At 58.7% G+C, this 7842-nt stretch carries 7 protein-coding genes; 3 read left to right on the top strand and 4 right to left on the bottom strand.

What is annotated here, in order from left to right:
• Both GGD50_RS25175 and petA read right to left on the bottom strand, forming a co-directional pair.
• On the bottom strand, nt 1-1068 hold a 1068-nt coding region (locus GGD50_RS25175; RefSeq protein ID WP_183939836.1), incomplete at its 3' end, for a cytochrome b.
• Between the two features lie 14 nt (nt 1069-1082).
• Entirely contained in the window at nt 1083-1661 is a 579-nt protein-coding gene (gene petA, locus GGD50_RS25170) for a ubiquinol-cytochrome c reductase iron-sulfur subunit (protein WP_107108666.1), read from the bottom strand.
• 471 nt (nt 1662-2132) lie between these two features.
• On the opposite strand from petA, the gene GGD50_RS25165 reads away from it, so the two are divergent.
• Entirely contained in the window at nt 2133-3080 is a 948-nt protein-coding gene (locus tag GGD50_RS25165; RefSeq protein WP_107108848.1) for an endonuclease/exonuclease/phosphatase family protein, read from the top strand.
• Nucleotides 3081-3111: 31 nt separating this feature from the next.
• Here GGD50_RS25165 and GGD50_RS25160 read toward each other — a convergent pair whose 3' ends face one another.
• Entirely contained in the window at nt 3112-4974 is a 1863-nt protein-coding gene (locus GGD50_RS25160) for an ABC transporter ATP-binding protein (RefSeq protein WP_107108667.1), read from the bottom strand.
• Nucleotides 4975-5158: 184 nt separating this feature from the next.
• On the opposite strand from GGD50_RS25160, the gene GGD50_RS25155 reads away from it, so the two are divergent.
• Complete coding sequence (locus tag GGD50_RS25155) at nt 5159-5464, top strand: type II toxin-antitoxin system RelE/ParE family toxin (RefSeq protein ID WP_107108668.1); 306 nt, start codon at nt 5159-5161, stop codon at nt 5462-5464.
• Nucleotides 5457-5747, top strand: a complete 291-nt coding sequence (locus GGD50_RS25150; RefSeq protein WP_107108669.1) for an addiction module antidote protein — start codon at nt 5457-5459, stop codon at nt 5745-5747. The genes GGD50_RS25155 and GGD50_RS25150 overlap by 8 nt, the downstream gene beginning before the upstream one ends.
• Nucleotides 5748-5851: 104 nt before the next feature.
• On the opposite strand, the gene GGD50_RS25145 is transcribed toward GGD50_RS25150, so the two are convergent.
• A complete protein-coding gene (locus GGD50_RS25145) occupies nt 5852-7705 on the bottom strand; it encodes an ABC transporter ATP-binding protein (protein WP_107108670.1) in 1854 nt (617 codons plus the stop codon).
• Nucleotides 7706-7842 lie beyond the last annotated feature (137 nt).

The raw sequence follows: 7842 nt of genomic DNA, 5'->3' as shown, positions 1-7842 counted from the left end.
GGCATCGGCGACGAACAGCCAGAAGAACAGCTTGTACCACGGACGATAAACCGCCGAACGGATCTTCGAGGTGTCGAGCCAGGGCAGGAAGAACAGCACGATGATCGCACCGAACATCGTCAGAACGCCGCCGAGCTTGGAATCGATCGGGCCGATGTTGAAGGTGATCGAACGCAGCATCGCGTAGAACGGCAGGAAGTACCATTCCGGAACGATGTGGGCCGGCGTCTTCAGTGGGTTGGCCGGAATGTAGTTGTCGGCATGGCCGAGGAAGTTCGGCAGATAGAAGACGAAATAGGCAAACACCAGCAGGAAGATGGAGACGCCGAGCGCATCCTTCAGCGTCGCATAGGGCGTGAAGGCCACGGTATCGGTCTTCGACTTGACCTCGACGCCGGTCGGGTTCGTCTGGCCGGTGACATGCAGCGCCCAGATGTGCAGGACGACGACGCCGGCGATCATGAACGGCAGCAGGTAATGCAGCGAGAAGAAGCGGTTGAGGGTCGGGTCGTCGACGGCAAAGCCGCCGAGCAGGAAGGTCTGGATCCAATCGCCGACCCAGGGGAAGGCCGAGAAGAAGCCGGTGATGACGGTCGCCCCCCAAAACGACATCTGACCCCAGGGCAGAACATAGCCCATGAAGGCCGTCGCCATCATCAGGAGATAGATGATCACGCCGAGGATCCAGAGGATTTCGCGCGGCGCCTTGTAGGAGCCGTAATAAAGACCGCGGGCGATGTGCAGATAGACCGCCACGAAGAAGAACGAAGCGCCGTTGGCGTGCATGTAGCGCAGCAGCCAACCATGATTGACGTCGCGGACGATCTTTTCGACCGAGTTGAAGGCGATCGTCGTATCGGCCGCATAATGCATGGCGAGAACGACGCCGGTCAGGATCTGCAGGACCAGCATCACGGCCAGCATGGCGCCGAACGTATAGGCATAGTTCAGATTGCGCGGGACCGGATAGGCGATGAAACTGTCATAGACCATACGCGGCAGCGGCAGCCGCGCGTCGACCCATTTTTCGAGCCCCGTAGATGGCTCGTAAGACGAATGACCACTCATGATTCAGTTCCCCCTCAACCGACCTTGATCTTTTTTTCTGCGGTGAACGCATATACTGGAATGGCGAGGTTCTGGGGCGCAGGCCCATGGCGGATGCGACCGGCGGTATCATAGACCGAACCGTGGCAGGGACAGAACCAGCCACCATATTCTCCCGCCTGACCGAGCGGTATACAGCCGAGATGCGTGCAGACGCCGACCATGACAAGCCAGTTCTCCTTCCCATCACCGGCCGAACGGGCCACATCGGTGGCTTGCGCATCGGCCGGGAGATTGGCATTGCGGGCAACCGGGTCCTTCAGATCAGAGATCTGCGCACCCTTCGCATCGTCGATTTCCTTCTGCGTGCGATTGCGGATGAAGACCGGCTTGCCGCGCCATTTCACCGTCATCGACATGCCGGGTTCCAGGCTCGAGACGTCGACTTCGATGGAAGCAAGAGCGAGCGCCGAGGCATCCGGCCGCATCTGGTCGATAAACGGCCAGGCGACCGCGACGGCGCCTACTGCGCCAGCCATGCCCGTCGTCAGATAAAGGAAATCTCGGCGAGTCGGCTCGCCCGTGGTTTCACCTGTCGTAGTATGCTCGCTCAATGCCGGACCATCCTCTTCCGCAAAACCCGCAGCTAGGCGCTGCGGTACCCCCTCACTAACGACGAATCAACGCGACCATAATTCCGCCATAGATTCCTCCGTAACCCGCCGCGTTCTAAGCTTGATCGCAAATTATGTCCAGTCTTGGCAAGGGGTGGGGGCACAATGTCGCGGGAAAACTGCACTATTTAGCCGCAAGCGCCGGACTTAGAATCCACGCCATCGCTTAAGCAGGCGTAAGCACATGAAATATCATCAGATATGCATAATAGTTTTTCGCAATGCACCGCGAAAGAAACGGCGATTTCAATGCTGCATTGCAACATAGTCGACCGCATCCTGACGATTGATTGATGCTAAGTCTTACTTCCTACTCCTTAAATCCGAGTGGATTTAAGCAGTGACTTGTGTGCCTTTATGATGCCGCCGCCGCTCTCAAAGCCACCGACGAATACGGCTGAGGACATGACTATGAGACACACGATCTACTGCGTTCTATGCGTCCTTGCCACATTGGCGCTGGCCATCCTTGCGGCGCGTTATGTAACCGATCTCTGGCTGCTCGCCTTCTTTGAAAGCCTGCAGACCCACATCAGCCTTTTCGGCATCGCGCTTGCCCTGCTCGCCCTTCTCTTCAAGCGGCATTGGTATGCGGTTTTCCTGCTGGCTGTCGGTGCCGGGCTTACCGTCCATTCCGTCGTGATGCTGCGCGAATACGCCGCCTCGCCTCCGATGAACCCGCCGGCAGTCGCCGATGAGAGCAAGAGCTTCACCCTACTCTCTTTCAATATTGAAGACAGTAACTTCGAAAACGGCGCACGGATCGCTGATCTCATCGTCAACTCGAAAGCCGATGTCGTGGAAATCTTCGAGGCCGGCCCGATCCAATCGGAACTGAAGCGGATAACCAAAGTCTATCCCAACTATATCGGCTGCGGCATCATGACCACCGATTGCGATTCCCTACTGCTGTCGAAACGGCCGTTCCAGACGCAGGTAATGCGCAGTCTCGGCAGCCTCTGGGACAATCGTTTTGTGCTGGCGACCATCGATATGGACGGTCAGCCGGTCAACTTTGCCTCCGCTCATCTCAGTAAACCCTATTTCGACGAGTTTCATGAAATAGAGTTGGATATCCTCGGTCCGATCCTAAAGGATGTTCAGGGGCCGCTGATCCTTGCCGGCGATTTCAACGCCTCGGTCATTGCACCCGATATGCGGGCCTTCCTCAATGACACCAGTCTACGCCACGCCTTCCCTGAACCCGCCACCTGGCCGATCATAGCCGGCGGCTATGGCATCTCCATCGATCATGTTTTCGCGCGCGCCCCGCTGCGGCTGAAATCCGTACAGCAGATACCCGATGCCATGGGATCGAACCATTTCGGGCTGATGACGGAATTCAGCGTTTCGAAATAACGCTTTGATTTTGCGCAAGCTTGTGCGGGAACTACTCGGCTTCGGCTGCTATGAAGCCGCCGGACTGACGCGCCCATAGTTCTGAATAGAGACCGCCCCGGGCAATCAGTTCGTCGTGGGCGCCCTCTTCAATGATCCTGCCCTTGTCGATGACGATCAGCCGGTCGAGCTTGGCGATGGTCGATAGGCGATGTGCGATCGCGAGCACCGTCTTGCCCTCCATCAATGCTTCCAGATTGGACTGTAGCGCCGCCTCGACCTCGGAATCCAACGCCGACGTCGCCTCATCCAGCACCAGGATCGGCGCGTCCTTCAACATGACGCGGGCAATCGCGATGCGCTGGCGTTGGCCACCGGATAATTTGACCCCCCGTTCGCCAACATGGGCGGCATAGCCCTTGCGGCCCTTCTGATCCTCCAGCGTCACAATAAACTGGTCCGCCTCCGCCCGCCGGGTCGCCTGTGCCATCTGCTCCTCGCTCGCCTCCGGACGGCCAAAGAGGATATTGTCGCGAATGGAACGATTGAGCAGCGCAGTGTCCTGCGTCACCATGCCAACCTCTCCACGCAGCGACTCCTGCCGCACCGTGGCGATATCCTGGCCATCGATCAGGATGCGCCCGCCTTCGAGATCATAGAAACGCAGCAGCAGATTGACGAGCGTCGTCTTGCCGGCACCGGAGCGACCGACAATGCCGACCTTCTCGCCGGCACGGACCGTCAACGAAAAATCGTCGATGACGCCGCTGCCGCGACCATAGTGGAAGCTCACGCGCTCGAAGCGGATTTCCGGACGGACAATCTGCAGGTCTCTGGCGCCCGGACGATCGACCAGGCCGATCGGCTCGGAGATCATCTCAGCAGAATTCTGGATCGTGCCGAGATTGCGCATGATCGCATTGAACTGCGCCATCATGCGGCCGAAGAGCATATTGAGCCGCAGTACCATGCTGAGCGTGAAGGCGACGCCGCCGGTGGAAATCTCGCCGGCGAGCCAGAGGTGGATGGCGAGCGCCGCAATCGTCGTGATCATCACCCCGGACAGGAGCGCCAGCGACGAGCGCACGCCGGTCAGAAGCCGCGTGAACGGCATGACGGCGCCTTGGAAGTGATCGAAGCCGTTGCGGATATAATCGTCGTTCTGCTCCTCGCGGCCGAAAAGTTTCAGCGTCTGGATATTGGCATAGGTGTCGACCATGCGGCCGTTCAACATCGACGACGCCTCGGCGGCGTTGCGCGCATGGCGCCGGATGCGCGGCACGAAATAGCGGGCGAGCAGTGAAAAGATACCGATCCAGACCGCGATCACCAGCGCAAGGCGCCAATCGAGCCCGCCGACCAGCGCTATGGTCGAGGCAGCATAGATGATGATGAACCAGACCACCTGCAGCAGCGACACGACGAGATCGCCCGTCGACTGCCCCGCCGACCAGACCTTGGTGACGATGCGGCCGGAGAAATCGTTCTGGAAGAAGCTCACCGACTGGCGCGCGACATGTACATAGGCCTGCCAGCGCACGAGATTGAGAAAGCCGGGCACAACCACCTGCTCCTCGACCAGCGCCCCGAGACTGACCACAACGAAACGGACGACCAGCACGACGAAAACCATGCCGAGCAGCGCGCCACCGTGGCCTGACAGCAACCCTGCCCAGCCCGCGCCCGGCTGCACCTTGTCCAGGATGTCGACGAGATGCCCGACAAACCAGAACAGCGCCGCCTCCAGCACCGCCACCGCGCCGCCGAGCGCCGCCATCGCCAAAAACGGCCCCTTCGCCTGGCCGACATAATACCAGATGAAAGCCCAAAGCGACCGCGGCGGACGCAGATCGCCAGTGCGGTAGTAGGGATCAATCCAGGTTTCGAACAGGCGATAGACGGAACGGATCAGCATCCCAGCGATATAGGAGGTTTCACCGGGGGAGCAAAGGAAAGTGAGTGGTTATGGAATCTTATATTTTTGTCATGTTCCACAATTGGAGGCTGCAGTACAAAGTCACCAATGAGTCGGAATTCAGAACCATGTCTATTTCAGCTTGATACTCATACTATTGTGATTTATATATTACGGACGCTCCATGCTTCGCATACTCCAGACAGTTACTTATCAACGCTGGGAACGCCGGCTTCGGGATGAGCGCGCTCGAGCGGCGATTGCTGCACGACTTTCCCGCTTAGCATTTGGTCTTATGGGAGACATCAAACCGGTCGGCGACGGCGTGAATGAAATGCGTATCCATTACGGACCGGGCTACCGAGTCTATTTTGTTCAACGCGGCGGAGAGATCATTATCCTCCTGTGTGGCGGCGATAAGAGCAGCCAAGCCAGGGATATCGAACAAGCGAAAATGCTCGCCAAAAATGCGGACGAATTTGATGCCTGAGAAATTAATCCCGTACGATCCCGCAGAGGCGCTGACTTCCAACGACGCCGTCGATGAATTCATGAGGGACGCCTTTGAAAGCGGTGACGCAGGATATATCGCCCATGCGCTCGGCGTCGTCGCCCGCACAAAAGGCATGACTGGAATAGCGAAAGAGACTGGTAAGGCGCGGGAAGCGCTCTACCGCTCCTTCGCATCGGATGGCAACCCGACGCTGAAGTCCGTCCTTGCAGTAATGCAATCGCTTGGATTTGAACTAACGGTCAAACGACACAACATTTGACATAGTGGGAACCGCCGCAGGGATGGCCCGTAACCTCTTTCAGCCAGATCTCAGCAATAAATAGCCTCAACAAAAAAGGGCGAGCCCGAAGCCCGCCCCTCTTCTCATTCCGCGGCCGCCTCGGCCTCTTCGTGATCCGCCAGGAACCCGCCGGACTGCCGGTTCCAAAGGTCGGCATAGATGCCGCCGTGTTGGACCAGATCGTGATGGGTGCCCGTCTCGATGATGCGGCCCTTGTCCAGCACGATGAGGCGGTCCATCTCGGTCAGCGTCGACAGCCGGTGGGCGATGGCGATTACCGTCTTGCCCTGCATCAGCGCGAAGAGGTTTTCCTGGATCGCCGCTTCCACTTCGGAATCGAGCGCCGAGGTCGCCTCGTCCAGCACCAGGATCGGCGCGTCCTTCAGGAAGACGCGGGCAATCGCGATACGCTGCCGCTGGCCGCCGGAAAGCTTGACGCCGCGCTCACCGACCTGGGCGTCGAGCCCCGTGCGGCCCTGCATATCCGACAGCCCTTCGATGAACTCCCAGGCATTGGCGCGCTTGGCCGCCTGGATCACCTCCGCATCGGTCGCCTCCGGATGACCGTAGGCGATGTTGTCGCGGATCGAGCGATGCAGCAGCGATGTGTCCTGCGTCACCACACCGATCAGCGAGCGCAGGCTATCCTGTGTCACCTTGGCGATATCCTGGCCATCGATGGTGATGCGCCCGTTTTCGAGATCGTAGAAACGCAGCAGCAGGTTCATCAGTGTCGTCTTGCCAGCGCCGGAGCGGCCGACGAGACCAACCTTCTCACCCGCCTGGATATCGAAAGTCAGATTGTCGATGACACCTTTGGCCTTGCCGTAATGGAAGCGGACATGATCGAAGTGGATCGCCCCCTGCTTGGCCGTGATCGCGGGAGCTGCCGGCACGTCGACGATGTCATGCGGCTTCGTCAGCATCTCGATACCGTCATAGATCGTGCCGATGTTCTCGAACAGCGCCGAGACTTCCCACATGATCCATTGCGACATGCCGTTGACGCGCATGGCAAGCCCGATGGCGATGGCAATGGCGCCGATCGAGATTGAACCGCTCAGCCAGAACCAGATCGACAGTGCCGAGATGACGAACAAAGCCACGCAGTTGTTGACGTAAACCGCGATGTAGAACAGCGTCACCTTGCGCATCTGCCCGTAGACGGTCTGCAGGAATTCGCTCATGCCGGCCTTGGCATAGCCCTCTTCACGGCCCGCATGCGAAAACAGCTTCACCGTCGCGATGTTCGTATAGCTGTCGACCACCCGCCCCGTCATCGTAGAGCGTGCATCGGCCTGAGCGGCTGCGATCTTGCGCAGTCGCGGCACGAAATAGCTGACGATGCCGACATAGATTATGAGCCACGCCAGGATCGGCAGCATCAGCCGCCAGTCCGCTGCAGCGATGACCAGGATCATCGACAGGAAATAGGTGACGACATAGACGAAGACATCGAGGATCTTCATCACCGCTTCGCGCACGGCAAGCGATGTCTGCATCACCTTGGTGGCGACGCGGCCAGCGAACTCGTTAGCAAAGAAGGTCATGCTGTGGCGCAGCAGGAAGCGATGCATCTGCCAGCGGGCAATCATCGGATAATTGCCGAGCAGCACCTGGTGCATGATAATGGAATCGAGCACGGCCGCCAGCGGCAGGCCGACCAGCACCATCGCGCCCATCCAGAAGAGCTTATGCCACTCCGTTTGCAGGAATGTCGCCTTGTCCGCATGCGACAGCCAATCGACGATAGCGCCCAGGAACTGGAACAAAGCCACTTCGCCGATGGCGATCAGCATAGTGAGAACGGCCATAGCGATCAGCCAGGGCGCGGCCGGCTTGGTATAATGCCAGCAGAAGGCAAAGAGACCCCGCGGCGGGACGTCCGGCACTTCGCTCGGAAAAGGGTTTAGTCGCTGTTCGAACCAGCCAAACATGAAATGCTCCAAAGACTCGACCCTTCGGCTACCACTTCCGCGTCTAAAGGGACCGCAGGCTGATATGGTGGCCGGGTGATGAAAGAACGAGGCCCTATCGGCCGCGCAATGAATCAAAAGGGGGAAACTTGCAAAAC

Source organism: Martinezella paranaensis (assembly GCF_014200235.1).
GTDB classification, from domain to species: Bacteria; Pseudomonadota; Alphaproteobacteria; order Rhizobiales; family Rhizobiaceae; genus Rhizobium; species Rhizobium paranaense.
Note: the sequence above shows the minus strand (reverse complement) of the source record. Positions and strands in the feature narration are given on the sequence as shown.